25 protein-coding genes are annotated in these 26714 nt (G+C 62.6%); 14 read left to right on the top strand and 11 right to left on the bottom strand.

Annotation, left to right across the window (positions count from 1 at the left end):
* Positions 1–2: 2 nt before the first annotated feature.
* From EN990_RS27560 to ugpC, 7 genes are all read left to right on the top strand, one after another.
* The gene (locus EN990_RS27560) at positions 3–1427 is read left to right on the top strand and encodes an FAD-dependent monooxygenase (protein WP_127388439.1); all 1425 of its coding nucleotides are present in this window, start codon (positions 3–5) and stop codon (positions 1425–1427) included.
* 136 nt (positions 1428–1563) lie between these two features.
* On the top strand, positions 1564–2298 hold the full coding sequence (locus tag EN990_RS27565; protein WP_013531928.1) for a FadR/GntR family transcriptional regulator: 735 nt from the start codon (positions 1564–1566) through the stop codon (positions 2296–2298).
* On the top strand, positions 2295–3482 hold the full coding sequence (locus tag EN990_RS27570; protein ID WP_127385646.1) for a PLP-dependent transferase: 1188 nt from the start codon (positions 2295–2297) through the stop codon (positions 3480–3482). The genes EN990_RS27565 and EN990_RS27570 overlap by 4 nt, the downstream gene beginning before the upstream one ends.
* A 29-nt stretch (positions 3483–3511) precedes the next feature.
* Positions 3512–4789 carry a sugar ABC transporter substrate-binding protein gene (locus tag EN990_RS27575; protein ID WP_013531926.1) on the top strand — a complete coding sequence of 426 codons (1278 nt, stop codon included), beginning with the start codon at positions 3512–3514 and terminating at the stop codon, positions 4787–4789.
* A 206-nt stretch (positions 4790–4995) separates the two neighbouring features.
* Positions 4996–5919, top strand: coding sequence for a sugar ABC transporter permease (locus EN990_RS27580; protein ID WP_013531925.1), 924 nt, complete (start codon positions 4996–4998; stop codon positions 5917–5919).
* Positions 5919–6767, top strand: a complete 849-nt coding sequence (locus tag EN990_RS27585) for a carbohydrate ABC transporter permease (protein ID WP_127369777.1) — start codon at positions 5919–5921, stop codon at positions 6765–6767. Before EN990_RS27580 ends, EN990_RS27585 begins: the two co-directional genes overlap by 1 nt.
* Before the next feature lie 4 nt (positions 6768–6771).
* Positions 6772–7839 (top strand): sn-glycerol-3-phosphate ABC transporter ATP-binding protein UgpC, encoded by a 1068-nt coding sequence (gene ugpC, locus EN990_RS27590; RefSeq protein ID WP_127385879.1) that lies wholly within the window; start codon positions 6772–6774, stop codon positions 7837–7839.
* A 316-nt stretch (positions 7840–8155) separates the two neighbouring features.
* Here ugpC and EN990_RS27595 read toward each other — a convergent pair whose 3' ends face one another.
* The 10 genes from EN990_RS27595 to EN990_RS27640 all read right to left on the bottom strand — a co-directional run bounded on the left by EN990_RS27595 (position 8156) and on the right by EN990_RS27640 (position 18063).
* Complete coding sequence (locus EN990_RS27595) at positions 8156–8365, bottom strand: hypothetical protein (RefSeq protein WP_013531922.1); 210 nt, start codon at positions 8363–8365, stop codon at positions 8156–8158.
* 155 nt (positions 8366–8520) lie between these two features.
* A complete protein-coding gene (locus EN990_RS27600; RefSeq protein ID WP_024503578.1) occupies positions 8521–8778 on the bottom strand; it encodes a hypothetical protein in 258 nt (85 codons plus the stop codon).
* Between the two features lie 170 nt (positions 8779–8948).
* Positions 8949–9116, bottom strand: coding sequence for a 50S ribosomal protein L33 (gene rpmG, locus EN990_RS27605; protein WP_006201775.1), 168 nt, complete (start codon positions 9114–9116; stop codon positions 8949–8951).
* Positions 9117–9269: 153 nt separating this feature from the next.
* Positions 9270–9728 carry a hypothetical protein gene (locus EN990_RS27610; RefSeq protein ID WP_127369723.1) on the bottom strand — a complete coding sequence of 153 codons (459 nt, stop codon included), beginning with the start codon at positions 9726–9728 and terminating at the stop codon, positions 9270–9272.
* Positions 9729–9839: 111 nt separating this feature from the next.
* Complete coding sequence (locus EN990_RS27615; RefSeq protein ID WP_024503576.1) at positions 9840–11018, bottom strand: MFS transporter; 1179 nt, start codon at positions 11016–11018, stop codon at positions 9840–9842.
* Positions 11019–11093: 75 nt separating this feature from the next.
* The gene (locus EN990_RS27620) at positions 11094–11834 is read right to left on the bottom strand and encodes an NUDIX domain-containing protein (protein ID WP_027161472.1); all 741 of its coding nucleotides are present in this window, start codon (positions 11832–11834) and stop codon (positions 11094–11096) included.
* Between the two features lie 86 nt (positions 11835–11920).
* Positions 11921–12355, bottom strand: a complete 435-nt coding sequence (locus EN990_RS27625) for a DUF983 domain-containing protein (RefSeq protein WP_024503574.1) — start codon at positions 12353–12355, stop codon at positions 11921–11923.
* A gap of 11 nt (positions 12356–12366) precedes the next feature.
* Entirely contained in the window at positions 12367–14685 is a 2319-nt protein-coding gene (rnr, locus tag EN990_RS27630; RefSeq protein ID WP_127385622.1) for a ribonuclease R, read from the bottom strand.
* 6 nt (positions 14686–14691) lie between these two features.
* Positions 14692–17328 carry a type I DNA topoisomerase gene (topA, locus tag EN990_RS27635; protein WP_064995803.1) on the bottom strand — a complete coding sequence of 879 codons (2637 nt, stop codon included), beginning with the start codon at positions 17326–17328 and terminating at the stop codon, positions 14692–14694.
* A gap of 357 nt (positions 17329–17685) precedes the next feature.
* Positions 17686–18063, bottom strand: coding sequence for a hypothetical protein (locus tag EN990_RS27640; protein WP_024503571.1), 378 nt, complete (start codon positions 18061–18063; stop codon positions 17686–17688).
* Between the two features lie 185 nt (positions 18064–18248).
* Between EN990_RS27640 and EN990_RS27645 the strand changes: the two genes are divergently transcribed.
* The 6 genes from EN990_RS27645 to EN990_RS27670 all read left to right on the top strand — a co-directional run bounded on the left by EN990_RS27645 (position 18249) and on the right by EN990_RS27670 (position 24185).
* Positions 18249–18995, top strand: a complete 747-nt coding sequence (locus tag EN990_RS27645; protein WP_013531914.1) for a cytochrome c biogenesis CcdA family protein — start codon at positions 18249–18251, stop codon at positions 18993–18995.
* An 81-nt stretch (positions 18996–19076) separates the two neighbouring features.
* Positions 19077–19514: a hypothetical protein gene (locus EN990_RS27650; protein ID WP_013531913.1), complete on the top strand. Its 438-nt coding sequence runs from the start codon at positions 19077–19079 to the stop codon at positions 19512–19514.
* Positions 19515–19661: 147 nt separating this feature from the next.
* Positions 19662–21020 (top strand): bifunctional UDP-N-acetylglucosamine diphosphorylase/glucosamine-1-phosphate N-acetyltransferase GlmU, encoded by a 1359-nt coding sequence (glmU, locus tag EN990_RS27655; protein WP_127385586.1) that lies wholly within the window; start codon positions 19662–19664, stop codon positions 21018–21020.
* Positions 21021–21191: 171 nt separating this feature from the next.
* Positions 21192–23015: a glutamine--fructose-6-phosphate transaminase (isomerizing) gene (glmS, locus tag EN990_RS27660; RefSeq protein WP_127369469.1), complete on the top strand. Its 1824-nt coding sequence runs from the start codon at positions 21192–21194 to the stop codon at positions 23013–23015.
* A 31-nt stretch (positions 23016–23046) separates the two neighbouring features.
* Complete coding sequence (locus EN990_RS27665) at positions 23047–23349, top strand: HigA family addiction module antitoxin (RefSeq protein ID WP_027161478.1); 303 nt, start codon at positions 23047–23049, stop codon at positions 23347–23349.
* An 80-nt stretch (positions 23350–23429) separates the two neighbouring features.
* Positions 23430–24185 (top strand): DUF502 domain-containing protein, encoded by a 756-nt coding sequence (locus EN990_RS27670; protein ID WP_127369470.1) that lies wholly within the window; start codon positions 23430–23432, stop codon positions 24183–24185.
* Here EN990_RS27670 and recG read toward each other — a convergent pair.
* On the bottom strand, positions 24137–26245 hold the full coding sequence (gene recG / locus EN990_RS27675; protein ID WP_127369471.1) for an ATP-dependent DNA helicase RecG: 2109 nt from the start codon (positions 26243–26245) through the stop codon (positions 24137–24139). The two genes, EN990_RS27670 and recG, sit on opposite strands and share 49 nt — an antisense overlap.
* Positions 26246–26337: 92 nt before the next feature.
* On the opposite strand from recG, the gene EN990_RS27680 reads away from it, so the two are divergent.
* Positions 26338–26625 carry a succinate dehydrogenase assembly factor 2 gene (locus tag EN990_RS27680; RefSeq protein ID WP_013531907.1) on the top strand — a complete coding sequence of 96 codons (288 nt, stop codon included), beginning with the start codon at positions 26338–26340 and terminating at the stop codon, positions 26623–26625.
* Positions 26626–26714: the final 89 nt, after the last annotated feature.

The following is a 26714-nucleotide window of genomic DNA, read 5'->3' on the forward strand; positions in this document are numbered from 1 at the left end:
GGATTGATGCTGGCGGCGAACTGGCGCTAGCAGGCGTCGACGTTGCCATTGTCGAAAGGCGGCCGGATCAGAAACTTGCCGGCCTGCGCGCAGGCGGCCTCCATGCACGCACCATCGAGGTGCTCGACCAGCGCGGAATTGCCGATCGGTTCCTCTCGCAGGGCCAAGTGAGCCCGGCCGTAGGTTTTCACATGATCCGCCTAGACATCAGCGATTTCCCAACCCGGCACAATTACCTGTTGGCGTTGCGGCAGAACCACATCGAGCGCATCCTGGCCGACTGGGTCGGCGAGTTGAAGGTGCCGATCTATCGTGAACACGAGGTTGCGGGGTTTATCCAGGACGACAGCGGCGTCGACGTCGAACTGTCCACCGGTCACCGCCTGAGGGCCGCATATCTGGTCGGCTGCGACGGAGGCCGCAGCACCATTCGCAAGGCGGCCGGTATCGAGTTCGCCGGATGGGATCCGACGATGAGCTGGATGATTGCCGAGGTCGAAATGTCGGAAGAACCGCCATGGGGCTTCCGCAGCAACGCCTCCGGAATTCATGCCCTGGGTAAGATCGAGGACGGCAAGAAGGTTGGCGTCGTGCTGACGGAGCCCCGCCTGGAGGCGCGCGGCGAACCGACGCTACGCGAGCTCAGCGAGGCGCTGGCTGCCATCTATGGCACCGATTTCGGGGTCCACAGCCCGACCTGGCTCTCCCGCTTCACCGACATGACGCGCCAGGCTGCCGCATATCGCGACAGACGCGTGCTCCTGGCCGGCGATGCCGCCCACGTCCATCCGCCGATGGGTGGACAGGGCCTCAACATCGGCGTGCAGGATGCGGTGAACCTTGGATGGAAGCTGGCCCAGGTCATCAAGGGGATATCGCCGGAAAGCCTTCTCGACAGCTATCATGCCGAGCGCCATCCGGTTGCCGCCCGCGTGTTGCGTAACACGATGGCGCAGGTCGCGCTTCGCCGCACGGATGACCGCAGCAAGGCCTTGGCCGACACCGTTGCCGAGTTGCTCGGCATGGATGAACCCCGCAAAAAGATCGCAGCCGAGATGTCCGGCCTGGGTGTCCACTACGACCTCGGCGAGGGGCACCCGCTGCTTGGGCGGCGAATGCCCGATCTCGATCTGACCACCGCCGGCGGACCGTTGCGGGTCTTCACCTTGCTGCACGACGCGCGGCCCGTGCTGCTCAACCTCGGTGAGCCCGGCAGACTGGACATCGCGCCTTGGGCAGAACGGGTCCGGCAGATCGACGCCGGTTACGCCGGTATCTGGGACCTCCCGGCTCTCGGGAGTGTCGTTGCGCCCGACGCGGCCTTGATCCGGCCCGATGGTTATGTGGCTTGGGCCGGGGCGGGAGCCCAACGGGGCCTTGTGGACGCGCTGACCACCTGGTTCGGGCCGCCTGCTGCCGCAGGTTAGCAGACGCGATCGAAGCGATCGCGCGACCGCCTTGAGAATATTGCGTCGCTTCCTCCGACAGTGCTCCTGACAGTTGGTTGACAGGAGTTTTCAACTGTGCAGAATTGGTTGGACCATTGGACCACTCGGAGGAAATGTGGACCAGAACAGCCTGCCACCCATTCAAATCACGGCGCGCGACGACGCCGTGTTGAAGGCGTTGGTGGGATTTGTTCGCGCCGAAGCCCTGCAGCTGGGCGACAGACTCCCAACCGAACGCATTCTCGCCGAGCGGCTGAAGGTCAGCCGCAACACCGTGCGCGAGGCTCTGACACGCTGGGAAGGGCTCGGCCTCGTCGAACGCCGGCAAGGCAGCGGCACCTATCTCAAGGCGGCTGTTTCGCCTGATATGCTGCACATGCCGCTGACACTGGCCGGCGGCAATGATTTCACCAGCCTGATGCAGACGCTGGAGATCCGCCGCGCGCTGGAGGCGGAGGCAGCAGCCCTTTGCGCCGAACGCGCCAGCCAAGCCGATATTGCCGAGATCGCACGCAAGCTCGACATCATGGAACAGGCGTTCCGCACGCGCGAGGGCATGTCGTCGGAAGAGGATTGGGAGTTCCACCAGGCGATCTACCGGGTCTCGGGCAATCCGCTGTTCGAGCAGATCATCGCCGCCATGCATGAGCTGTTTCACCGCTTCTGGGAGCATCCGCTCGGCGTGCGTGACTTCGGCCACGCCAGCTTTCCCTACCACCGGACCATCTACGAACGCATTGCTGCCCGCGATCCGCAGGGCGCTCGCGCCGAGGCGCTCAAGCTGATCGCCACCGTCGAGGACGACCTCAAGCGCGGCGCGGCCAAACTCAAACTCTCGAGCCAGACATGAACGAGCATCCATCAGGTTTCGATTACGAGTATCTCACCGAAGCGGCCACGCTTTTGGCGCATGACGAACCGTTCCCCGGCGGTGCGGTGGTGCCGCCGATCTACCAGACCTCGCTGTTCACCTTCGCCAACTATGCCGAGATGGCCGATACCTTTGCCGGCAAACGAAGGCAGCCGATCTACTCGCGCGGCGACAATCCCACGGTGATGGAGTTCGAGGCGCGCGTGGCAGCGCTCGAGGGCGCAGAAGCCGCGCGCGGCTTTTCCAGTGGCATGGCGGCGATCAGCGCCACAGTGCTTGCGTTCGTCGGTGCGGGCGAGCGCATCGTGGCGGTGCGCAATTGCTATGGCGATGCCTACCGTTTGTTCGAGCGGCTGTTGCCGCGCCTCAACATCAAGGTCGACTATGTCGACGGCTCCGAGCCGGATGCGGTCGCGGCGGCACTTCCCGGCGCCAAGCTGCTTTATCTGGAAAGCCCGACCTCGATGATGTTCGAGCTGCAGGACATCGCGCATCTGACACGGTTGGCCAAGGAACAGGGCATCGTCACCACGATCGACAATTCCTGGGCGACGCCGGTGTTCCAGAAGCCGATCACGCATGGCGTCGACCTGGTGCTGCATTCGGCCTCGAAATACCTTGGCGGCCACAGCGATACGGTCGCGGGCGTCGTGGCGGGTTCGGCTGCCTACATCAAGCACATCAACGAGCAGACCTATTCCTATCTCGGCGGCAAGCTGTCACCGTTCGAGGCGTGGCTTTTGCTGCGCGGCCTGCGCACGCTGCCGCTGCGCCTGCCGCACCACATGAAGAGCGGCCTGACCATCGCCGAACGGCTGAAGGCGCATGCCGCTGTCGAGCGGGTCAACCATCCCGTCTATTCGAACCACCTGGGCAAGGCGACGCTGGCCGGCTATGCCGGGCTGTTCTCCTTCGAGGTTACGGACGAGATCGACATCCCCGTCTTCGTCGACGCGCTGAAATATTTCCGCATCGGCGTCAGTTGGGGCGGGCATGAAAGCCTGGTCGTGCCGGCCAAGGCGTCGCTGGAGCAGACGCCGGGCCTGAATTCGATGGCGCGCTTCGGCGTCAGCCCCCGAACCATCCGCTTCAATGTCGGATTGGAGAGTGTCGAAGACCTGTGGGCTGACGTCGCCCAAGCCTTCGAAAAAGCCAGAAAATAACAAGCGGGTTCAAAATGGGAGTCTTGAACATGAAAAAACTGACCGTCATGCTTGCCACCGTTGCGGGACTGGCGATTTCCGCCGGAAATGCTGTGGCCGATTCGACCCTGAAAATGGTCGAAGTCATCACCAGCCCGCCACGCACCGAATTCCTGAAGAAGCAGATCGCGGAGTTCGAAACGGCCAATCCAGGCATCAAGGTCGAGCTGATCTCGCTGCCCTGGGGGCAGGCGTTCGAGAAATTCCTGACCATGGTGCAGGCCGGCGATACGCCCGACGTGGTCGAGATGCCGGAGCGCTGGATGGGCCTCTATGCCAACAATGCCCAACTCGAGGATCTCGGCCCGTATATGGCCAAATGGGATGACGCCAAGACGCTTGGCGACCGCGCGAAACAGTTCGGCTCGACCGTCAACAACACCCAGTTCATGATCCCCTACGGCTACTATGTGAACGCGCTGTTCTGGAACAAGAAACTGTTCAAGGAGGCCGGCCTCGATGGCCCGCCGGCGACGCTTGAAGATTTCGTCGCCGATTCCAAGAAGATTTCCGCGCTCCCGGGCAAGTACGGCTACTGCCTGCGCGGCGGGCCGGGCGCCTTCAATGGCATGCACATGTTCATGAACATCGCCGCCGGCAAGGGCGGTTACTTCAACGAGGACGGCACTTCGACGATCAACGAGGAGGGCTCGGTCAAGGGCCTGCAGATGCTGGCCGACATGTACAAGGACGGACTGGCGCCGAAGGATGCGGTGAGCTGGGGTTTCAACGAAACGGTCACCGGCTTCTATTCCGGCACCTGCGCCATGCTCAACCAGGATCCGGACGCGCTGCTCGGCATCGCCGACAAGATGAGCGCCGACGATTTCGCGGTAGCGCCATTGCCGGTCGGGCCGAGCGGCAAATCCTATCCGACACTCGGCTATGCCGGTTGGGCCATGTTCGCCAACTCGCAGCACAAGGACGACGCCTGGAAGCTGATGGCGACCCTTTTGTCGCCGAAGGACAATCTGGAATGGGCCAAGGAAGTCGGCGTCGTCCCGATCCACAACGGTGCCGACCAGGATCCCCATTTCAAGACCGAGCAGTTCAAGGGCTGGTTCACGGAGCTCAGCGACAGCTCCAAATATGAAATGGTCACCCCGCCGACGCATCTGGAGAACCTCGGCAATTTCGTCGACCAGGTGGCGATCAAGAATTTTCAGGAAGTGCTGCTTGGCCAGAAGACGGCCAAGGACGTCGCCGACCAGTGGGCTGCCTTCCTGACCAAGGAACAGCAGGACTGGCTGGCGAAGAACAAGAAGTAGTTTTTCTTCCCTTCTCGCCGTTCAAGGGGAGAAGGTGTCACGAAGTGACGGATGAGGGGCGGCGCTATGCCTCGATAGGTTCGCGCTGCCCCTCATCTGCCTGCCCGTCATCCGCAGCAGCTGCGGAGGGTGGACCGGCATCTTCTCCCCGTGAACGGGGAGAAGGACGCTGTCCCCGACGCCGTTCCAGGAGCGCCCCCGAGCCAATGACCTACGCCGTGTCCGAAATACGATCCGTCGGCAAGCCGCGTCGCAAGCGGCTATCCCATGCCGCTATCGAGCCATGGCTCTATCTCAGCCCGGCGATCATCCTGCTGGTCGTGGTGCTTCTGGTGCCGCTGGTCATCGGCATCAGCTACTCCTTCCGCAAGTTCTCCGCCTTCAAGTCCGAATATGTCGGGCTCGGCCAGTATCAGGCGATGCTGTCGGATCAGGTGCTGGGCCAGGCGCTGGTCAACACGTTGTGGTGGACGGTCGCCAGCCTTTTCTTCCAGTTCTTCCTCGGCCTTGGCCTGGCGCTTCTGCTCGACAAGCCGTTTCGCGGCCGCAAGGCTGTACAAGCCCTGGTGTTCCTGCCCTGGGCGGTGCCGTCCTTCCTGTCGGGCCTGACCTGGGCCTGGCTGTTCAATCCGATCATCGGCCCGCTGCCGCACTGGCTGTTTGCATTGGGGCTGAAGGCCGAGCCGACCAATGTGCTGTCCGATCCGTCAACCGCCATGTGGGGGCCGATCGTCGCCAATATCTGGTTCGGCATTCCTTTCTTCGCCATCACGCTCTTGGCGGCGCTGAAGTCGATCCCGTCGGAACTGCATGAGGCGGCGGCGATCGACGGCGCTTCGCCCTGGCAGCGCTTCACCAAGGTGACGCTGCCGTTTCTGGCGCCGACCATCGCCATCACCGTGATGTTGCGCACCATCTGGATCGCCACCTTCGCCGACCTGATCTTCGTGATGACGGAGGGCGGGCCAGCCGGCTCGACCAACACTGTGCCGGTCTACATCTATGTCAGCGCCTTCAAATCGCTGGACAAGGGCTATGCCTCGGCGGTGGCCGTGCTGCTATTGGTCCTGCTCATTGCCTATGCGATTGCGCTGATCGGTATCCGCCGCACGCTTGTGAGGCACGTCTGATGATCGCAGGACGTTCAACCTCGCAGCGCTTCTTCGGCGGCATCGGCCTCTACGCGGCAATCGCGGCTTACGTGCTCTTTGCCTTGTTCCCGATCTACTGGACGCTGAGGATCTCGGTCACGCCGGAGCGGCTGCTTTATTCCGAAGGCATCACCTTCTGGCCGTCGCACATGACGCTGCAGAACTTCGTAACCGTGCTCGAGGCCACCGATTTCCCGCGCTATTTCCTCAACAGCGTCATCGTCTCGGTATCGACGGCGGCACTGGTGACAATCATCGCCACGCTTGCCGGCTATGCCATGTCGCGCTTCACCTTTCGCGGCAAGGCAGCACTGGCGCTGATGTTGCTTTTGACCCAGACCTTTCCGCTGGTGATGGTCATTCCGCCGATCTACCGCGTGATGGGTCAGATCGGACTGATCAACAGCCTGACCGGGCTGATCATCATCTACACCGCCTTCAACACGGCTTTTGCCACCTTCCTCATGCAGTCCTTCTTCGACGGCATCCCCAAGGATCTGGAGGAAGCGGCGATGATCGACGGCTGCACGCGTGCGCAGGCGATGCGCAAGGTGATTGTACCGCTGACGCTGCCGGGCATGGGCGCCACGCTCGGCTTCGTCTTCACCGCCGCCTGGAGCGAGCTTCTGTTCGCGCTGATGCTGATTTCCAGCGACGACCAGAAGACCTTCGCCGTCGGCTTGCTCACCTTCATCGGCAAGTTCGCCGTCGATTGGGGACAGATGATGGCGGCATCCATCCTGGCGTTGATCCCGGTCTGCATCTTCTTCGCCTTCCTGCAACGCTATCTCGTCACCGGCCTGACCGCCGGCGCCGTCAAAGGATAGATCGATGGCCTCTGTTACGCTCGAGAAGGTCCGCAAGGACTATGGCGCCGTCCGCGTCCTGCACGCGGTCGACCTTGAAATCGCCGATGGCGAGTTCGTCGTCCTGGTTGGGCCGTCGGGCTGCGGCAAGTCCACGCTTTTGCGCATGATCGCCGGGCTGGAGGAGGCTTCCGGCGGCGAGATCCGCATTGGCGAGCGGCTGGTCAATGACGTAGCACCCAAGGACCGCGACATCGCCATGGTGTTCCAGTCCTACGCGCTTTATCCGCATATGGACGTGTCGAAGAACATGGGCTTCAGCCTGCTCCTGAAGAAGGCGGAGAAGGCGACGATCGACTCCAGGGTGGACGGCGCCGCCAAGCGGCTCGGGCTCGACACCTTCCTGCAGCGCCTGCCGCGGCAATTGTCCGGCGGCCAGCGCCAGCGCGTCGCCATGGGCCGGGCGATCGTGCGCGACCCCAAGGTCTTCCTGTTCGACGAGCCGCTGTCGAACCTCGACGCCAAGCTGCGCGTCCATATGCGCGCCGAGATCAAGGCGCTGCACCAGCAACTGAAGACGACATCGGTCTATGTCACGCACGACCAGATCGAGGCGATGACCATGGCCGACCGGATCGTCGTCATGCATGACGGGCTGATCCAGCAGGTCGGCGCGCCGCTCGATCTCTACGACCGGCCGGCCAACATGTTCGTTGCGGGTTTCATTGGTTCACCCGGCATGAATTTTCTGCCGGCGACGGTTCGTAAGGGCGCTACGTTGGAGGCCGTACTGACCGACGGCCAGGCGCTGCGGCTGCCGGAAGGCCTGCCACTGACCCACGGTGACGCCATCACCGTCGGTTTGCGGCCCGAGCATATCAAGCTGGCGGACGAGGGTGCGTTGAAGGGCGAGGTGGGTGTGGTCGAGCCGCTCGGCCTTTCGACGCAGTTCTACGTCAAGCTAGCCAGCCAGCAGCTGTGCGTCTTTGCCATGGGCCGTGCCGGCGTCAAGTCCGGCGACGTGGTGCGGTTGGCGGCCGAACCGGACCAGCTGCATCTGTTCGATGCGAAAAGCGGCGAGCGCATCGGCTGAGGGGACGCAGCCGGGTCGGATGCGGGCAGCCGGATCAGGCGCCGCTATCGGGCGGGACATGCACGGTAACGCTACATTTCAATTGGATAAAATAGCGGAACGTCCAAGAGACATTTCCGGAACCTAACAGGATCGCTCGGACCTTTGCGTCTAGGGCGCAAGACCTTAGTCCCGCCGTCTTCTCAAAAGAACGGAGGTCATTTCGCCGCGAACTAGGCCACCGTCGGAGTTAGTCAACACCGACGGTGGCCCCTGCAATATGGGCGAGTGGGTTGTGTGCGGATATGGTGTGATCGCGGAAGGCGATTGTAGACCGCTAACCGCGAGGGCTTCTTTTGGACAGCGGCGAGCTGTCCAACGGGTTTTCAGCCGATTTGGCCGATCGCCGCTCCTTCAGCCACAGGGACTTCTTTCTCCTTGCCAGGTTCTCGTCTCGAACGCTGTCTTCGGCGGTCACTCCGCCATGCATCGCGGCAATCACGTAGTCGGCTCTGTTGGTTCGAAAGTCGCCTTTTTGTACGGACATCGTTTTCTCCCAGTGCGAGGCATTTCCCCCCTTTTTGCCTGACGCTGAAACTAACTACCTATCCGTGGTGCAAGTCTACCAATTGGCGATTGTATTAAAACGATACACTCAGATGGTGCGATCGCACGAGAGGAGCCCATCCTGGCGAGGCTTCTTCATTGACCCTGTTGTGATCCTTGCGGGGGTGCCGCGGCGGGAGGTGTCGGAGCCTGCGGTGCGGGTTCCGTGGAAGGCGTGGCGGGGCTGTCAGGCTGAGGTGCAGGCGGTGCGGCCTCTTCCTCAGTCAGAACCTGGTCAGTCCTGGCCTTGATCTCATCGGCCGTCTGCTGGCTTATCAGCCCGTTGCTGACGGCAAAGCCAGCAGCCAGAGCGACAAGGGCTGCAATGATTGCAGCTTTCAACTTCTTCGACATCCATAGGCGCCTTATTCGTGACACCCAACCCACGGCCAAGGGTGCCGCAACCATGGCTAAGGGTCAATCCTTTGGCTGGAGTCTCTGCTCGGATGCAACGAAATCAACTGTTACAAACGAAAAACGCCGCCCATTGGGCGGCGTTTCGGCATTGCGGCGGGAAACCCGGATTACTTGATCTTGGTTTCCTTGAACTCGACGTGCTTCTTGGCGACCGGGTCGTACTTGCGGAACGACAGCTTGTCGGTCTTGGTGCGGCTGTTCTTGCTGGTCACGTAGAAGAAACCGGTGTCGGCGGTCGACAGAAGCTTGATCTTGATGTTTGCGGCTTTGGCCATGATATCAGTCCGTTTGTTCGTGGGGTTTTGGCCGCTGGAGCACGGGGAAACACCCGGACGCGGGAAACTTGGCGCGACACATAAAGAACGCGCCCGGAAAGTCAAGCCCGGTAGGCCTTGCGCGACCCACCAGAGCCGGCTCGCGAGCGGAAATCATGCGGTTTCCGTCGCCGATGCCGCAACCTTCTTCCAGTCTCCGGTCGTGTTCCACCAGCGATTCGGATTGGCGCGGTCGTCCAGCCCCTTGGAACGGCTGGCGAGAATCGGCTGAATGCGGATCACCGGTTCCTGGTAGGAGTGCGCCTGGAAAATCGCCTCGACGACGCGGGCGGCCAGCGCCTGGTCGTCCGGCAGTTCGAAGGAAACCTCGACCGTGCCGGGGCGCCGCCGCAATTCGGTTTCGGCGCCGGCGGCCGCACCGTCAAGCGGCCTGTAGCGTTCGATGCCGTGCGCCGACTGATAGGCATTGCGGTCATATTTGCCCATGGCCAGCGGCGCGATCGCCACCACCGCATCCATGATGCGGTCGACGTCGGTGGCCGGAGCCTGGAAGGTCACGAGCAGAAGCAGTGTCATTCGTAGCGATGTGGTTTCAAAGCCGCTGTCGATCATGGAAGTGTCCTCAAGTGTTTTGGGACACCTTTTTAGCCCTGTGCTCCTGACACGGTTCTGTCAGCAGCCTGTCACCGTGCCGTGCCAAATGCATGGCTGGCCGCAGTCGCGCTACAGCAGGATCTTGCGAACCAACCTGACGGCGACCAAAGCGATATAGGCGGCGAAGAACAGGCCGAGCGACCAGCCGAAGCCGGACGGGCCGAACGCATCCATGCCGATGCCGATCGCCTGCGGGCCGAGCACCATGCCGACGCCGTAGCACAGCACGAAGGCGGCATTGGCCGACGCCAGTTCATGGCCGGAAAGCTGCGAGCCGAGATGGGCAAGGCCGATCGTGTACATGGCGGCGACGACGCCGCCCCAGACGAACAGAAGCGCGGCCATCAAATGCCAATTCTGGGCGAAGAAGGGCATGAACACGGTGCCGATAAGACCGACCGTCGCGCAGGCAATCAGCAGGTAGCGGCGATCGCTGACGCGGTCGCTGATCATGCCGATCGGGATCTGCAACAACACATTGCCGAGGCCGATCATGGTCAGCAGAAGGGCCGCATCGGCCTCGGAATAGCCGATTCGGCTGCCGTAGATCGGGAACAGCGCAAAGCCGCCGGTTTCCACCGCGCCGAACACCAGCACGGCAGCGGTCGCCGACGGCACCAGCCAGATGTAGCGCAGGAAATTGCTGGTTTCGCCATCCGAGGCGATCGACGGGCTCTCGTTGCGTGCTGCCAGCACGGGTATGGCCGCCAGCGTCACCAACGCGATGATGACGCCGAACGGCCTGAAGCCGGAACTGCCGAGATGAGCGAACAGCCACGGTCCGGCGGCAAAGCCGAGCGACAGGACAGTGGCGTAGATGCCAAGGACAAGGCCGCGCCGGTGCGGCGGCGCCGAGGTGCTGATCCAGAATTCAGACAGGATGAACAGCACCGTCAGCGCAATGTGCAGCACGATGCGCAGTGGAAACCACATCCAGAAATCGGGTGCGAAATGGAAGCCGACAAAGGCCAGCGCGCCGGCGGCGATCATGGCGATCATGGTCCAGGCAACGCCGAAGCGCATGGCGAGCGGGGTCGCCAGCGGCGCACCGGCGATCGAGGCGAGGCCGGCGACGGCGGTGTTGAGGCCGATCATCGAAGCCGAGTGGCCGCGTGTTTCAAGGATGACGCTGAGCAGCGGCATGCCGAGGCCGATGGCGATGCCGACGACGCTGATCGACGAGATCGCCGCCACCATCGGCAGCCAGTGTACGCGCTCGTCGCCCTTTGGTTGGGTATCGACCGTCATGGATGCTGAATACTCTGTCTGTTTGATCTTACGCAATTCGGACGGAAAACCGCGTCACACTTTCCTGGAATTGCTCTAGAGAAGTTCGCGGATGAAGCGGCTGCGGACAAGCCGGTAGAAGGGCACGGGACCGCCTGGACGCAACAGTGGATCATGGGCGAGGCGCTTTTCCAACTCGTCCAGGATCATTCGGGTGATGTCGGGTATGTCGGCTTCCCTGGCCTTGGCAAGCGGCAGCCAGACCAGCTCTTCCAGTTCGTTGGTCGGACCGCCACCGGGCAGTTCGACCGCGACGTCGTCACGCCACGCGCTGAAGAAGCGGGTGTCGAAGCGGCGCACCCGGTTGGGCGGCGTGATGGCGCGCGCGACGAAGCGCAGCATGTCGAGAGAGGGTTGCACGCCGTGTTCGGCAAAGCCTTGCCAGTCGGATCTGGGAGTTGCGAAAGCACCCTTGCGGCCGATCAGCAGCCCGGCTTCCTCATAGGTCTCTCGGATGGCCGACAGGGCGATGGCGCGGGCTCGTGCGGCGCTTGTGCGCCCCGGCCCGGCGATCAGCTTGGCTTCCTGCTCCGGGTGCAGGGCGGCGACGACCGGTATGCGGCTATCGGCCGGATCGGTGCGGCCGCCGGGAAAGACGAACTTGCCCGGCATGAAGGCGTGGCCGGCATGGCGGCGACCCATCAGAACCAGTACGTCGTCGTCCTTGCGGTCGAGCAGGATGAGGGTTGCCGCGTCGCGCGGGCGAATTGGCCGGTCGCTATGAGCGATCATGCTCCGCTCGATCCTGTCGACTTCCGCCTTGGTCATACCGTCCATGCGCAGGACCTAGCGGAAACTTCTGGCAAGCGAAAGTGGCCTTTCACGGTCGGTATGTTGCGCCAGGCAGCGTTCTTGGCTGCGGCCTAGGCTCCGGGATGCGGCTCGATCACGTCGTGCTCGCCGCCGAAGCCGTGCATATAGAAGGCCCATTGCAGCCCGATGACGGCACCCTTGACCGGCTGCAGCAGCGCAACCGACAAAAGGATGGTCAGCGGCACCCAGATGGCGATGTGCTGCCATATGGACAAAGTCGACGTCGCCTCAACGCCCATGAAGGCGCCCAGCACGATGTGGCCGACAATGACGATGACGAGGTAGGCCGGCAGGTCGTCGGCCCGGTGGTGATGCAATTCCTCGCCGCAGACGCCGCATGTGTCGACGGTCTTGGTAAAAGCGCGAAACAGCTTGCCTTCGCCGCAATGCGGGCAGCGGCCGAGCAGGCCGCGCTTCATCGCCGTCCACAGCGGGCGTGCGGCCCGGCCCGAGTGATGTTCTCCGCCGAAAACCTGTTCTTCCATGGCTGTTGTCATCATCGTCTCCTGCCGCGCGAACCCGGTCGCGATTGCGACGCGCGGGCGCGGCCCTTGGCCTTGTGAAACGACCGCTTGGAGCCCGGCAGAGGCTTTGGGTCGGTCAACATCTCGAAGCGCATTGCGCCGGCCATCGGCGCCACCTCGATAAGCCGGACCTCGACGCGGTCCGCGAGTTGGTAGCCTTTGTCAGAGCGTTCTCCGAACAGGGAGCGAGCCGTTTCATCGTATATATAGTAATCGCCGCCCAGAGTTGACACCGGGATGAAACCATCCGCGCCATACTGCGGCAATTGGACAAATAGTCCTGATTTGGTGACGCCGGAGATGCGGGCATCGAAGCGGTCATCGACGCGTTCGGCGAGATAGGCGGCGATCAGACGGTCGACCGTGTCCCGCTCGGCCGCCATTGCGCGGCGTTCCGTGCCGGAGATCAGCACCGCGACATCTTCGAGCCGTGCCGCTTCGTCCTGCGTCAGCCCACCCGGACCCAGTCCGAGTGCGGCAATAAGTCCGCGATGCACGATCAAATCGGCATAGCGGCGGATCGGCGAGGTGAAATGGGCGTAGCGGCGGAGGTTGAGACCGAAATGGCCGATGTTTTTTGGCGAGTATTCGGCCTGGCTCTGCGAGCGCAGCACCACTTCGTTGACAAGGCCTTCATTGTCGGCGCCGCGCACGCGCTCCAAAATGCCGTTGAACTGGCTTGGCTGCATCTGCGCGCCGCGCGCCAGTGACAGGCCCAATGTCTGCAGGAACTCGCGCAGCGATTCCTGCTTGGCGAGCGACGGCGCGTCGTGGACGCGATAGACCAGCTCCTGCTTCTTCGCCTCCAGCGTCTCGGCCGCGGCGACATTGGCCTGGATCATGAATTCTTCGATGAGCTTGTGGGCATCGAGCCGCTCCGGCACGATGACGCGGTCGACGGTGCCGTCCGGCTTGAGTACGATCTTGCGCTCCGGCAGATCGAGTTCGAGCGGCTGGCGGCCATCGCGGCCGCGCTTCAGGATCGCATAGGCGTCCCACAGTGGCTTCAGCACGGTTTCGAGGATCGGGCCTGTCTTGTCGTCCGGCGCGCCGTCGATCGCCGCCTGAGCCTGTTGGTAGGCGAGCTTTGCCGCCGACTTCATCATGACGCGATGGAAGGTGTGCCTGAGCTTGCGGCCCTCGGCCGAAAAGATCATGCGCACCGCCAATGCCGGCCGGTCCTGGCCCTCGCGCAGCGAGCAGAGATCGTTGGAGATGCGCTCGGGCAGCATCGGCACGACACGATCCGGGAAATAGACCGAGTTGCCGCGCTTCAGCGCTTCGCGGTCGAGTGCAGTGCCATAGCGCACATAGGCGGCGACGTCGGCGATCGCCACGGTGGCAACCACGCCGCCGGGGTTCTTCTCGTCGAGATCCGGCGTGGCGAAGACGGCGTCGTCATGGTCCTTGGCGTCGGCCGGATCGATGGTGACCAGCGGCAGGTCGCGCCAATCCTCGCGATGGTCAAGCGTCGCCGGTTTGACGGCTTCGGATTCTGCGATGACGTCGGCCGGGAAGATATGCGGAATGTCGTGCGCATGGATGGCGATCATAGAGACCGCCTTTTCGCTGGTTAGAGAGCCCAGCACGTTGAGCACCTTGGCTCTCGGCAAGCCGAAACGGGAGGCTCGCGCCGGCTCGACCTCGACCAGGTCGCCATTCTTGGCGCCGTTCTGGAATTCCTTGTCGACGATCAGTTCGGGCTGGCGCCGTTCCACCGGTTCGATGCGGAAGGTGCCGTCCTGCAGGATGCGAAAGATACCGAGCACGGCATCGGTACGTTTTTCGAAAATCTTCACCACCCGCCCGGTGTAGGCGGGGCCGCCCAGGGCGACGTTCGTGTCGTCGGCCGGAAAGGTCTTGGCCAGCACGCGGTCGCCAATGCCGGGCGCCGGTCCACTGCCACTGCGCGACAGGCGGATGGAAACGATCGGCGGCGGCCCATTGGCTGTGTGTTCGGTTGGGCGCGCCAAGAGCACGCCATCGGCATCGCGGTCGAAAATATCGAGGACCGTGACATGGGGCAGGGCACCGACGCGGGCCAGCCCCTTGCGCTCCTTGGTGAGGACGCCTTCGTCCTGCAGGTCGCGCAAAATATCCTTCAGCCAGATGCGGTCGTCGCCGCGCAGCGCGAACGCCTTGGCGATGTCGCGCTTGCCGGCGCGATCAGGATTTTCGGCAATGTAGCGCAGGATTTCGTCACGCGACGGCCGATAGTCGTCCTTGACCTTGGCCCTGGTGTCGGCGGTGCGCGGATCGCCGTGGGTTCTGCCGGTGATCTTGCGCGCCACGCTGTCCTACCCTTTTTTCTTCGCGGCCGGCTTCTTCGCAGCCGGCTTCTTGGCGGCTACTTTCTTGGTTGCCGGAGCTTTGGCCGCGGCCGCCTTGCGGAACGGCTTTTTGCCGCCGCCGCCCTTGGCTTCCTTCTCGGCAATCAGCGCCAGCGCATCCTCCATCGTCACCGACTGGGGATCCTTGCCCTTGGGCAGCGTAGCATTGACCTTGCCGAAATTCACGTAAGGCCCGTATTTGCCGTCGCGCACGACGATCTTGCCGCCGCCATCGGGGTGGTCGCCGAGCTCCTTGAGCGCAGCGGCCGTGCCGCCATTGCGGCCACCCTTGCCCTTCAGCTGCTTCTCGGCGATCACCGACACGGCGCGGTTGAGGCCGATCGAGAACACGTCCTCGATGCTTTCGAGATTGGCATAGGTGCCGTCATGCAGCACGAACGGACCGTAACGGCCGAGCCCGGCCGAGATCATCTTGGCCGTTTCCGGATGCTGGCCGACATCGCGCGGCAATGACAGCAGCGCCAGCGCCTTTTCGTGGTCGATCGACTCTGCCGTCCAGCCCTTGGGCAGGCTGGAGCGCTTGGCTTCCTTGCCGTCGCCGCGTTGCAGATAGGGGCCGAAGCGGCCGCTGCGCAGCGTGATTTCCTCTGACGTATAGGGATCCTTGCCGATAACCTTGGTGCCGTCTTCGCCGCCGCCATTCTCACCATTGGGGTTGGCGGCATCGCCGAGCTGGCGGGTGAAGGAGCATTCGGGATAGTTGGAGCAGCCGACGAAGGCGCCGAACTTGCCGAGCTTCAGCGACAGATTGCCGGTGCCGCATTTCGGACAGATGCGTGGGTTCGAACCGTCCTCGCGCGCGGGGAACACCAGCGGCGCCAGCTCTTCATTCAGCGCATCCAGCACGTCGGTGACGCGCAGTTCCTTGATGTCGGCGACGGCGCCGGAAAAATCCTTCCAGAAATCGCGCAGCACGTCCTTCCAGGCGAGCTTGCCGTCCGAAATCTCGTCGAGCTTTTCCTCGAGGGACGCGGTGAAGTCGTACTCGACATAGCGCTTGAAGAAGCTTTCGAGGAAAGCCGACAGCAGCCGGCCCTTGGCCTGCGGCACCAGCCGGCGCTTGTCGATGGTGACATAGTCGCGGTCCTCGAGCGTCTTCAGGATCGCCGTATAGGTAGAAGGCCGGCCGATGCCGAGCTCTTCCAGCTTCTTGATCAGCGACGCTTCGGAGTAACGCGGCGGCGGCTCGGTGGTGTGCTGGGTGGCGTTGATCGCCTGGCGGGCAAGCTGCTCGCCGGCACGGATCTCGGGCAGCCGACGATTTTCCTCGTCTTCCGCATCGTCGTCCTTCTGGTCGGTGTATGCGGCGATGAAACCGTCGAACCGAACGACCGAACCGACGGCACGCAGCTCCGCGGTGCGCGATCCATTGACCGCCTCGATCTCTGCGGTGGTGCGCTCGATTTCGGCCGGCTGCATCTGGCTGGCGATGGCGCGCTTCCAGATCAGCTCATAGAGCCGCATCTGGTCGGAATCGAGATATTGCCTGACCGATGCCGGGGTGCGCATGAAATCCGTCGGGCGGATCGCTTCGTGCGCTTCCTGGGCGTTCTTGGCTTTGGCCGTATATTGGCGCGGCTTTTCCGGCAGGTATTTCGGACCGAATTCCTTGGCAATGGCATCGCGTGCGGCGTCGATCGCCTCGGGTGCCATCTGTACGCCGTCGGTTCGCATATAGGTGATCAGACCGGTGGTCTCACCGCCGATCTCCATGCCTTCATAGAGGCGTTGCGCCACCTGCATGGTGCGGCTGGCCGAGAAGCCGAGACCCGACGAGGCGGCCTGCTGCAGCGTCGAGGTGGTGAAGGGCGGGCCGGGATTGCGCTTGGTCGGCTTGGCTTCCACCGACACCGCCTTGAAGGTCGCGCCTTCGAGCATCGACTTGATGTCGTCGGCCTGCGCCTTGTTTGAAATGTCGAGCTTTTGCAGCTTCTTGCGATCGAAGGCGGTCAGCCGCGCTTCGAAATTCTCGTTGCGCGGCGTGCCCAGCAGTGCAGCGATCTGCCAGTATTCCTCGCGGATGAAGCGCTCGATCTCGGATTCGCGGTCGCAGACGAGACGCAGCGCAACCGACTGGACGCGTCCGGCCGAACGGGCGCCCGGCAGTTTGCGCCACAGCACCGGCGACAGCGTGAAGCCGACGAGATAATCCAGCGCCCGGCGGGCGAGATAGGCATCGACCAGCGGCGCATCGATCTGGCGCGGATTGGCCATCGCTTCCAGCACCGACGATTTGGTGATGGCGTTGAAGACGACGCGGCTGACCGGCTTGTCCTTCAGCGCGCGCTTCTGCTTCAGAACTTCCAGCACATGCCAGGAAATCGCTTCGCCTTCGCGATCCGGATCGGTGGCGAGGATCAGTCCGTCGGCGTCCTTGACCGCCTTGGCGATGTCGGCGAGGCGCTTGCCGGAGGCGGTGTCGACCGCCCAGGACATGGCGAAATCCTCATCCGGACGCACCGAGCCATCCTTGGCCGGCAAGTCCCTGATATGGCCGAACGAGGCCAGAACCTTGTAGTTCTTGCCGAGGTATTTGTTGATTGTCTTCGCCTTGGCCGGCGATTCGACGACGACGACGTCCATGAGGTCTCATATCAGCTGTGGTGCGGCAGAAGAATTCCGCTGCGCGCGACGAAATCTCGTTCTATTTGTCGCTCACATGGCCGCGCTTTTGCATCCGGTCAAGGGGAAGCGCCCAAATTGCGGGCCGGTCCGCAGCAATACACTCTTAGAGTGTATGGAGAAAATCACAGAATTTGGGAAAGGCAGATGGTGGGCCTGAGTCAGCGGAAACGACCCGATTCATTTTTCCGCCGAGTCGTTGAAATGCTGCCCAAACCAGGACGGGCGACATTATAACGCTGTTCGATGCCGGCCGCCGGGTGGCATGGAGATGCCCGGCGACCAGCCCTTGTCCCGCCAGCAGCGGGACTGGCGTGCTTAGTCGGCCTTGACGATATGCCAGACTTCGCCGACGCCGTCGCCGGTCACATCGCCGGGCTTTTTGTCCTTTATGAAGGTGTAGACCGGCTTGCCGTCATAGGCCCACATCTTGGTGCCGTCGGTGCGGTCGACGACGCTCCACTCGTCATCCGCCTTGGCGCCGGCTTCGGCTTTCAGCGGCGGCCAGTTGGTGGCGCATTTGTCGTAGCAGTTGCTCTTGCCCTTCTCGTCCTTGTCATAGGTGTAAAGCGTCATGCCATTGGCGTCGGTGTAGATCTTGGCGCCATTGACCTCGGCTTCCTTCCACGCGTCGGCAGCGAAGGATGCGGCGGTGCTGAGCAGAAGCGCTGCCAGTCCTGCGGTTATGGTTTTCATGGAAATCTCCTGACTGATATCTGGAGACGCGCGGGAAATCGCGGCCTCACAGCATCAACGCCTGCGGGCTGTCGTTTCTTCCTGGCAAGTGCGTCGGGCAATGGATGATCTTGCCAACACAATGGTGATTGGTGGACAAGGCTGCGCGTCGCTATATCGGCGTCACGACATTGGAGTTCTTGGAAATGGCATTGGACATCGGCTATGTCAGCGCGGTCGGGGCTGGGGCGATTTCGTTCCTGTCGCCTTGCGTGCTGCCGCTGGTGCCGCCTTATCTCTGTTATATGGCCGGCGTCTCGGTCGACGATTTCCGTGGCAATGCGGGTGCGACAGCGCGTGAAGGCGCACGCGGCGCGCTGATCTATTCTTCGATCGCCTTCGTGCTCGGCTTCTCGACCGTCTTTGTCGCGCTCGGCGCCGGCGCCTCGACCATCGGCCGGCTGCTACGCGTCTGGCAGGAGCCGCTGGCCATGGGCGCAGGCGTGCTGATCATCCTGATGGGCCTGAATTTCCTCGGCGTCCTGCGCATTCCGCTGCTGTCACGCGAGGCGCGCTTCCAGTCACAGGGAAAGCCGGCAAGTGCGGTCGCGGCCTATGTCATGGGGCTGGCTTTCGCCTTCGGCTGGACGCCCTGCATCGGCCCGGTTCTGGGACCGATCCTGACGCTGGCCGGCGGCCGTGAAACGGTGGGCGAGGGCGCGCTGCTGCTCGCCGCCTATTCGCTCGGGCTGGGCATCCCGTTCCTGATCGCCGCGCTGTTTTCCGGCGCCTTCATGCGCTTCCTCGGCAAATTCCGCGTCCATCTCGGCCGCGTCGAAAAGGCCATCGGCGCGCTGCTGGTGATCGCCGGCGTGTTTTTTCTGACTGGTGGCGTGCAGACCGTGTCGTATTGGCTGCTGGAGAATTTTCCAGTGCTGGGGCGGCTGGGGTAGTCTCCCCCGCACGGGAACGATGCACACCAGCCCGCATTTGCAGTGCCGTTGACCAACACTTTTTCGAGCCGGGAGGCGAGAATGGTAGCCAAGGCGGATGTGCGAAAATTCTTCAAGGCCTATGAGAAAATCTACAATGACGCGATCGCCGACACCGTCGATCTCAACGACGTCGCGGACATGTATTCGGCGGGTTTTGTCTCGGTGACGCCGGCGGCGGTCATGGTTGGCGAGAATGGCGAGCAGTTGAAGGCCATTATGACAAAGGGTTTTGAGGCCTATCGTGCCCTCGGCAGCAAGAGAATGACCTGCGTCGATGTCTCGGTGATGCCAATCGATCAGGACCATTGCGTGGCTGAGGTAAACTGGTCCGGTGACTATGAACGCAAGGATGGGAGTCTCGTGACCATCGACTTTGCGATCAACTATCTCGTCGAAAAGCGCGATGGCAAGCTGAAGGTGTTTGGCTGGATATCGGGTGACGAGCAGGCGGAATTCAGGAAACACGGCCTGTTGTAGGGGTGCTGACTGCCGAATTCTGTCCTAAGACCCGCTGATTAAGAGTCAGCTGCTCCGCCATCTCACCGGAATTTAACCGCATTGGTGAAGCATGGGCCCACTGCTACCCTGTCTTGATTCCCAACCCTTTCATATGGTTGCCCATCCATGAGCCAGAGATCCTGCCTGTCCGTCATCCTCGCCGCCGGCGAAGGCACGCGCATGAAGAGCGTGCTGCCGAAGGTGCTGCACCAGATTGCCGGGCTGCCGATGGTCGCCCATGTGGTGAAGGCAGCGGAAGAGGCGGGTGCCGGCAGCCAGGCACTGGTGATCGGCCATGGCGCCGACGAGATGCGCAAGGCCGCGGCAAAGTTCGCGCCCAAGGCCGAGACTTTCGTGCAGGAAAAGCGCCTTGGCACCGCGCACGCCGTGCTTGCCGCGCGCGATGCAATATCAAAGGGTTATGACGATATCCTGGTCATGTTCGGGGACACGCCGCTGATCGATGCAGATGCGCTGACCATGGCGCGGCTGAAACTGGCTGAAGGCGCTGCCGTCGTCGTGATCGGCTTCCGCCCGCCCAGTCCGACTGGTTATGGCCGGTTGATCGAAAAGGACGGCAAGCTGACCGCCATCCGCGAGGAGAAGGACTGCTCCGAGGAGGAGAGGAAAATAACCTTCTGCAATGCCGGCATGATGGCGGTGGCCGGCGCCCATGCGCTGGCGCTGCTCGATCGGGTCGGCAACAAGAATGCAAAGGGCGAGTATTATCTCACCGACATTGTCGAGATCGCCAGTGCGCGAGGCCTCGATGTCGTGGCCACCGAAGCCAGTTTCGAAAGCGCACTCGGCATCAACAACCGCGCCGAACTGGCGCAAGCCGAAGCTATCTGGCAGGCGCGCCGGCGGCATGAGGCGATGCTGTCGGGCGTGACGCTGATCGCGCCGGAGACCGTGTATTTCTCGCATGACACCGAGATTGGCACTGATACCATCGTCGAGCCCAATGTCTGGTTCGGTCCGGGTGTGAAGATTGCCACGGGCGCCAAGGTCCATGCCTTCAGCCATATCGAGGGCGCCACCATTGCGTCGAATTGCGATGTCGGGCCGTACGCGCGGCTGCGGCCGGGCGCCGATCTCAGGAACAAGGCCAAGGTCGGCAATTTCTGCGAGGTCAAGCAGGCGGTCATCGAAGAGGGCGCCAAGGTCAACCATTTGACCTATATCGGCGACGCCCGTGTCGGTGCTGGGGCCAATATCGGCGCCGGCACCATTACCTGCAATTATGACGGCTATTCGAAATTCTTCACGGACATCGGCGAGGGCGCTTTTGTCGGCTCCAATTCGTCGCTGGTGGCGCCTGTCACCATCGGCAAGGGCGGCTACATCGCCTCAGGCAGCGTGATCACCGAAAGCGTGCCCGACGACGCGCTGGCCTTCGGCCGCGCCCGCCAGAAGACCATTCCAGGCAAGGGCAAGGAGTTGCGCGAGCGCTTTGCTTCGGCGGCGGCGGCGAAGAAAAAGTAAGACCAGCCCGCAACCGAACGATTGCAGTAACCGGATTGCAAGAGCGGCCTGTCATGGTGCATCGACAGAATGAGCGTTCCGTTATACGGGACGAAATGCAATGTGACTTTCCACGGCAGGCCGGCCATCCCTAAATAGCGCTGGTTTTCCGGGGAATCGGGGGCTTTCTGCATGTGCGGTATCGTTGGAATCGTCGGCCACTCGCAGGTTGCGCCGCTCATCGTCGATGCGCTGAAGCGGTTGGAGTACCGTGGCTATGATTCGGCCGGCGTCGCGACCATCGAGCGTGGCGAACTCGCCCGCCGCCGCGCCGAAGGCAAGTTGATCAACCTGGAGCGCCGGCTCAAGGACGAGCCGCTCGATGGCACGATCGGCATCGGCCACACGCGCTGGGCGACGCATGGCGTGCCCAACGAGACCAATGCGCATCCGCATTTTTCCGACGGCGTCGCCATCGTCCACAACGGCATCATCGAGAATTTCGCCGAACTGCGCGACGAACTGGTCCGCGACGGCTATTCTTTTTCGTCGCAGACCGACACCGAGGTCGTGGCGCATCTGGTGGCCCGCGAACTCGCCAAGGGGCTGAAGCCGGTCGAAGCCGCGCACCAGGCGCTGAAGCGGCTGGAAGGCGCATTTGCGCTGGCGATCATGTTCAAAGGCGACGAGGATTTGATCGTCGGCGCCCGCAATGGTCCGCCTTTGGCCGTCGGCCATGGCGATGGCGAGATGTTCCTGGGCTCCGACGCCATCGCGCTCGCCCCGTTCACCAATTCGATCACCTATCTCGAAGATGGCGACTGGGCGGTGGTGCGCCGCAATAGTGTTGAGATCTTCGATATCGGCGGCACAAAGGTAGAGCGCAAACGCCAGCAGTCGCTGTCGACCAGCTTCATGGTCGACAAGGGCAACCGACGCCATTTCATGGAAAAGGAAATCCATGAGCAGCCCGAGGTGATCTCGCACACGCTGGCGCATTACGTGGATTTCGTCTCCGGAGTGTCGAAGCCGCTCGACCTGCCGTTCGACTTCGCCAAAATTGGTCGGCTGGCGATCTCGGCCTGCGGCACGGCGTATCTGGCCGGCCTGATCGGCAAGTACTGGTTCGAGCGCTACGCGCGCCTGCCCGTCGACATCGATGTCGCCTCCGAATTTCGTTACCGCGAAATGCCGCTCTCGGAGAACGATGCGGCGTTTTTCATCTCGCAATCGGGCGAGACCGCCGACACGCTGGCCTCACTGCGTTATTGCCGCAAAGCCGGCATGAAGATCGGCGCGATCGTCAATGTGCGCGAATCGACCATGGCGCGCGAATCCGACGTCGTGCTGCCGACGCTTGCCGGACCCGAGATCGGCGTCGCCTCGACCAAGGCCTTCACCTGCCAGCTTTCCGTGCTGGCCGCGCTTGCGGTGCGCGCCGGCGTGGCGCGCGGTATGATTTCGAAGGAACAGGAGAAAACCCTGGTGCGCGCGCTTTCGGAAGCGCCGCGCTACGCCAACCAGGTGCTCAAGCTTGAAGAGCAGATCGAGCGGATCGCGCGCGAACTCTCGCGCTACAAGGACGTGCTCTATCTCGGCCGCGACACCAACTTCCCGCTGGCCATGGAAGGCGCGTTGAAACTCAAGGAAATCTCCTACATCCACGCCGAAGGCTATGCAGCCGGCGAACTGAAGCATGGGCCGATCGCGCTGATCGACGAGAACATGCCTGTCATCGTCATCGCGCCGCATGACCGGATCTTCGAGAAAACCGTTTCCAACATGCAGGAAGTGGCGGCGCGCGGCGGCAAGATCATCCTGATCACCGACAGCAAGGGCGCAGCGCAGGTGAGCGTGAAGACGATGGAAACAATCGTGCTGCCGGATGTGCCCGAAATCATCTCGCCGATCATCTATGCGCTGCCGATACAGATGCTGGCCTATTTCACCGCCGTGTTCATGGGCACCGACGTCGATCAGCCACGCAATCTGGCGAAATCGGTGACGGTGGAATAGGTTTTGCCTTCCAGACCGGAGGTTGGGCCGAATGGCATCGAAGTTCGCACGTCCAGTTCATCCTGGAGAATTCCTGCGTGAAGAATATCTCGTCCCGCTCGGCATGAGTGCAGGCGCGCTGGCGAAAAAGCTCAACCTTCCGCGCACCCGTATCGAACGCATTGCCAAGGAAGAGATCGGCCTGACTCCCGATACCGCTCTTCGCCTCGCCAGATTTTTCAACACCACGCCCGAATTCTGGATGAATTTTCAACAGGCCTATGAGCTTGAAACCGAAGCCAGAAAGCTGGCGCCGGAGCTCGAGAAGATTGAGCCGTTGGAAGTAGCGGCATAATCGGCTCTTTAAAAACTTCGCAGTTCCAAAGCTTCGTCCGGTTCACTAATGTTGCGCTGCAACCCGCGCTCCGGTGAACCATGTCCGATGCTCCCAAGACCTCCGGCATGACCCGGCTGAGGAACTATTTCCTCACGGGCTTCATCGTCTGCGCGCCCTTGGCGATCACCGCCTACATTGCCTGGTCGTTCATCGGCTGGGTCGATTCCTGGGTGAAGCCTTATATTCCGGCCCGCTACAGCCCTGACACCTACCTGTCGTTTCCGGTGCCGGGGTTCGGACTGATCGTGGCGCTTATCCTGATCACGCTGATCGGTTTCCTGACGGCAAACATCGTCGGCCGCGCCATCGTCAATTTCGGCGAGCGCCTGCTTGGCCGCATGCCGCTGGTGCGCGGCATCTACGGCTCGCTGAAACAGATTTTCGAGACCGTGCTGTCGAACAAGGGTGACATGTTCCGCCAGGTCGGGCTGGTCGAATATCCGCGCAAGGGCGTGTGGTCGCTGGTGTTCGTCGCCAGTGAAAAGGAAACCGAGATCAACCAGAAGCTCGACCAGGAAGGCGATCCGCTGATCGCCGTATTCATGCCGTGCACGCCAAACCCGACCACGGGCTTCCTGATGTATGTGCCGAAGTCGGACATCGTGCTGCTCGACATGACGATCGAGGATGGCGCCAAGCTGATCGTCTCCGCCGGTCTGGTGGCGCCCGAAGTAAAGCAAATGGTTGTCGTGAATGGCGAGCCGATCGAAGGGATGCTGGCCAACCCTTCGGTTGCCGCCCTGGATCAGCCGGCGCGCAGAAGCCGCACGGCTTCGTCGCGACCGAACAAGTAAAGCAGCAGGCGCAACGCCTCACCACGCTGCGATTGCAGCTCCGGATCGCGTGACAGGATCAGCCTGGCATCGTCGCGGGCGGCCTCCAGAAGGTCGGCATGCGCCTCGATGCGAGCCACCTGGAAGCCCGGCGTGCCCGACTGGCGGGTGCCCAGCAATTCGCCTTCGCCGCGCAGCTTCAGGTCCTCCTCGGCGATCAGGAACCCATCCTCGGTCTCGCGCATCACCGACAGCCGGCGTTTTGCGGTCTCGCCGAGCGGGTCCTTGTAGAGCAGCACGCATGAGGAAGGCTTGTCACCGCGTCCGACCCGGCCGCGAAGCTGGTGCAGTTGGGCAAGGCCGAAGCGCTCTGCATGCTCGATGACCATGACGGTGGCGTCCGGCACGTCGACGCCGACCTCGATGACGGTGGTGGCGATCAGGATGCGTGTCTCGCCCTGCTTGAAGGCGCGCATCGCCTCGTCCTTCTCTGCACCCTTCATGCGGCCGTGAACGAGACCGATGCGATCGCCGAACAATGGTTTCAGCGAGGCGAAGCGGTCTTCGGCCGACATCAGTTTGATCTCTTCGGATTCCTCGACCAGCGGACAGATCCAGTAGATCTTCTGGCCGCCGGCGACGGCGTCCACCATGCGGTCGACCAGTTCGTCGAGCCGCTCGAGCGGCAGCGTAACGGTACGGATCGGCTGGCGGCCGGCCGGTTTTTCCGTCAGTTTCGACACGTCCATGTCACCGAAAGCGGTCAGCACCAGGGTGCGCGGGATAGGAGTGGCCGTCATCACCAGCATGTCTGGCGCGTCGCCCTTGGCGGTGATGGCAAGCCGCTGATGGACGCCGAAACGATGCTGCTCGTCGATGACGGCAAAGACGAGGTCTTTGAAGGTGACGGTCTCCTGGAACAGCGCGTGGGTGCCGACGACGATGTCGATCTCGCCGCTTGCCAGGCCGGCCAGCGTATCCGCGCGTTCGCGGCCCTTCTCGCGACCGGTGAGGATGGCGATGCGAAGCCCTACCTTGGCGGCAAGCGGCGTGATGGTCGCAAGATGCTGGCGCGCCAGGATTTCGGTCGGTGCCATCAAGGCTGCCTGGCCGCCGGCCTCGACGGCACGCGCCATGGCCAGCAGCGCGACGACGGTCTTGCCGGAACCGACATCGCCCTGGAGAAGCCGCAGCATGCGCTCTGGGTCGGCGAGGTCGGCATTGATTTCGGCCAGCGCAAACTCCTGGCTTGATGTCAGCGAATAGGGCAGTGCGGCCCGCAGTTTTTCGACGATGCGGCCGTCGCCGACCAGGGGTCGCCCGGACAGCCTGCGGACTTTCGCTCGCACCAGCGCCAGCGAGACCTGGCCCGCCAGCAACTCGTCATAGGCGAGCCGCCGCCAGGCGGCACCATCGATGGAGACGTCAATCGGGTCAGCCGGATTGTGGATGCGGGCAAGCGCATCGCCAAAGGCCGCAAAGGTGTGCCGCCGCATGAAGGCGCCGTCCTGCCATTCGGGAAATTCAGGCACGCGCGTCAGCGCCTGGCCGATCGCCCGGCGCAGCACCTTGCCCGAGAGCCCGGCTGTCAGGGGATAGACCGGTTCGACCAGCGGCAGGTTTTCCGCCTCGCTGGCCAGCGCAATATGGTCGGGGTGGACCATGCTCGGGCGGCCGTTGAACCATTCCATGCGGCCCGAGACCACGACATGCTCGCCCTCGGGCATCGCCTTTTCGAGATAGGAGGCGTGAGCATGGAAGAAGGTCAGCGCGATCTCTCCGGTATCGTCATGGGCGAAGACCCGGTAGGGAACCGACCTATTGCCACGCGGTGGCGGCTGGTGGCGGTCGATGCGCACATCGAGCGTGACGATCTGGCCTTCCGCGGATCCCGCGATACCAGGCCGACTGCGCCGGTCGATGACGGTGTGCGGCAGCACGAACAGAAGATCGCCGGCACGCGCCGCGCGGTCGCCGAGATCGGCCGGAACAACCTTCTCGATCAGCGCACCGACTTTCGGTCCGACGCCTGCAAGCGACGTGATCGGGACAAACAAGGGATCGAGGATGGTCGGACGCATGATGTCAGCTTATGTTGCGACGGCGGCAGCGCAAGGCTGACAGCCCCTTCTATCCACGCTATATGCGCCGCAGCAAGCAAGGATGCGGTACGATGACCGGAACGACGAGATCAAGCGAGGGGCTGGACGTGCGCCGCCGCAAGCTTCTGTTTCGCTCCTGGCATCGCGGCATGCGCGAGATGGACCTGATCCTCGGCACTTTCGCCGACGCTGAGATCGGCGTCTTGACCAACGAGGAAATCGACCAATATGAGAGGCTCCTCGACATTCCCGATACCGAATTCCTGCCCATGGTCACCGGCGAACGCCCGGTTCCGGCCGATATCGATTGTGCCGTCCTGCGAAAGATCCTGGCTTTCCGCCGCTCTCTGACATTCTGAACACAAGCAATTCCAGGAAAAGTACGAAGCGGTTTTCCATTCGGAATTGCGATAAAACAAGACCGTGATTTCATGAGCCTCATTCCCAC

This window comes from Mesorhizobium sp. M7A.F.Ca.US.005.03.1.1 (assembly GCF_003997975.1).
GTDB classification, from domain to species: Bacteria; Pseudomonadota; Alphaproteobacteria; order Rhizobiales; family Rhizobiaceae; genus Mesorhizobium; species Mesorhizobium ciceri.

What these genes read in the sequence shown, in the direction of transcription:
- EN990_RS27575 (WP_013531926.1), top strand. Translation starts at nt 3,512, where the DNA reads ATGAAAAAACTGACCGTCATGCTTGCCACCGTTGCGGGACTGGCGATT.
- EN990_RS27595 (WP_013531922.1), bottom strand. Translation starts at nt 8,365, where the DNA reads ATGTCCGTACAAAAAGGCGACTTTCGAACCAACAGAGCCGACTACGTG.
- glmU (WP_127385586.1), top strand. Translation starts at nt 19,662, where the DNA reads ATGAGCCAGAGATCCTGCCTGTCCGTCATCCTCGCCGCCGGCGAAGGC.
- EN990_RS27610 (WP_127369723.1), bottom strand. Translation starts at nt 9,728, where the DNA reads ATGATCGACAGCGGCTTTGAAACCACATCGCTACGAATGACACTGCTT.
- recG (WP_127369471.1), bottom strand. Translation starts at nt 26,245, where the DNA reads ATGCGTCCGACCATCCTCGATCCCTTGTTTGTCCCGATCACGTCGCTT.
- EN990_RS27670 (WP_127369470.1), top strand. Translation starts at nt 23,430, where the DNA reads ATGTCCGATGCTCCCAAGACCTCCGGCATGACCCGGCTGAGGAACTAT.
- EN990_RS27600 (WP_024503578.1), bottom strand. Translation starts at nt 8,778, where the DNA reads ATGTCGAAGAAGTTGAAAGCTGCAATCATTGCAGCCCTTGTCGCTCTG.
- EN990_RS27585 (WP_127369777.1), top strand. Translation starts at nt 5,919, where the DNA reads ATGATCGCAGGACGTTCAACCTCGCAGCGCTTCTTCGGCGGCATCGGC.
- EN990_RS27620 (WP_027161472.1), bottom strand. Translation starts at nt 11,834, where the DNA reads ATGGACGGTATGACCAAGGCGGAAGTCGACAGGATCGAGCGGAGCATG.
- EN990_RS27645 (WP_013531914.1), top strand. Translation starts at nt 18,249, where the DNA reads ATGGCATTGGACATCGGCTATGTCAGCGCGGTCGGGGCTGGGGCGATT.
- EN990_RS27625 (WP_024503574.1), bottom strand. Translation starts at nt 12,355, where the DNA reads ATGGAAGAACAGGTTTTCGGCGGAGAACATCACTCGGGCCGGGCCGCA.
- EN990_RS27640 (WP_024503571.1), bottom strand. Translation starts at nt 18,063, where the DNA reads ATGAAAACCATAACCGCAGGACTGGCAGCGCTTCTGCTCAGCACCGCC.
- EN990_RS27650 (WP_013531913.1), top strand. Translation starts at nt 19,077, where the DNA reads ATGGTAGCCAAGGCGGATGTGCGAAAATTCTTCAAGGCCTATGAGAAA.
- rpmG (WP_006201775.1), bottom strand. Translation starts at nt 9,116, where the DNA reads ATGGCCAAAGCCGCAAACATCAAGATCAAGCTTCTGTCGACCGCCGAC.
- glmS (WP_127369469.1), top strand. Translation starts at nt 21,192, where the DNA reads ATGTGCGGTATCGTTGGAATCGTCGGCCACTCGCAGGTTGCGCCGCTC.
- EN990_RS27570 (WP_127385646.1), top strand. Translation starts at nt 2,295, where the DNA reads ATGAACGAGCATCCATCAGGTTTCGATTACGAGTATCTCACCGAAGCG.
- topA (WP_064995803.1), bottom strand. Translation starts at nt 17,328, where the DNA reads ATGGACGTCGTCGTCGTCGAATCGCCGGCCAAGGCGAAGACAATCAAC.
- EN990_RS27615 (WP_024503576.1), bottom strand. Translation starts at nt 11,018, where the DNA reads ATGACGGTCGATACCCAACCAAAGGGCGACGAGCGCGTACACTGGCTG.
- EN990_RS27665 (WP_027161478.1), top strand. Translation starts at nt 23,047, where the DNA reads ATGGCATCGAAGTTCGCACGTCCAGTTCATCCTGGAGAATTCCTGCGT.
- ugpC (WP_127385879.1), top strand. Translation starts at nt 6,772, where the DNA reads ATGGCCTCTGTTACGCTCGAGAAGGTCCGCAAGGACTATGGCGCCGTC.
- EN990_RS27580 (WP_013531925.1), top strand. Translation starts at nt 4,996, where the DNA reads ATGACCTACGCCGTGTCCGAAATACGATCCGTCGGCAAGCCGCGTCGC.
- EN990_RS27680 (WP_013531907.1), top strand. Translation starts at nt 26,338, where the DNA reads ATGACCGGAACGACGAGATCAAGCGAGGGGCTGGACGTGCGCCGCCGC.